Raw genomic sequence first — 845 nt, forward strand, 5'->3', positions numbered from 1 at the left:
TAACTTAGCGATGGTATCTTTGAAGTTTGAATTGAGCAGCCTGGAACATTATTGTGCTGCTATTGAATAAGCTGTTAGGTTGTTAGTTCAGCCTGCATATAAAGGATATATCCGTGAAAATAATAATAATAATAATTTTAACTACTTTCTTAATTTCTTGCGGCGACGCAAGAGTGATGACACTTGTTGAACTACCTAAAGGCTGGACAGATGAACATGGTCAAGAGTTCATTGAAAAAATGGATTTACGAAAACTCCAATATATTGTTTATAAAAAATTCCCTGAAGCGATAACGAATCAAGTTACTTTTAATATTATGCCATTGGTATTCTCTCCTGTTGGAGATGAAAAAAATTACAAATACGAAATTAGAGCTATTTCAAATAAGTCTTGGGGTAAGTCGAAAGAATTTGAAAACTTTATTGCAAACTATATCAAAGAGCTTTTAGTTGAGCCTGAAAAAATGCCTCCTATGGTATTTGTAAAGGTTCCTCAAGGTCATTCAATACAATCAGCTCAACAGTTATTACAAAGCCTTAATATGCAAAAACTCCGAGAGCGCTTATCTAAAGCTATACCTGGAATTGAAAAAACACCTATGCTCACGAAAATTATACCTGTAGAGGTAAAGCCAGATGTTTTTAATTTCCATGTCATTGTAGTTGCAAATTTTCAACACGACTTCGAGTATAAAGTTGAGCAGCATATCGCTGACTTTATAAGAGAAAGCCTTAAAACAACCTAATCGGGTAGCCGGAGGTATCTAGCCTCCAGCCCCCACACCACCCTGCATGCGGCTCCGCACAGGGCGGTTCATTTAGAACACCTAACTTACTTTCTGGTT

At 36.4% G+C, this 845-nt stretch carries 1 protein-coding gene; it reads left to right on the forward strand.

The window, feature by feature from the left end:
• The first annotated feature begins 113 nt into the window (after positions 1-113).
• The gene (locus Q4591_RS20090) at positions 114-746 is read left to right on the forward strand and encodes a hypothetical protein (RefSeq protein ID WP_303462624.1); all 633 of its coding nucleotides are present in this window, start codon (positions 114-116) and stop codon (positions 744-746) included.
• Positions 747-845 lie beyond the last annotated feature (99 nt).

Origin of the sequence: Shewanella sp. 3_MG-2023 (genome assembly GCF_030548765.1) — a bacterium.
GTDB lineage: Bacteria > Pseudomonadota > Gammaproteobacteria > Enterobacterales > Shewanellaceae > Shewanella.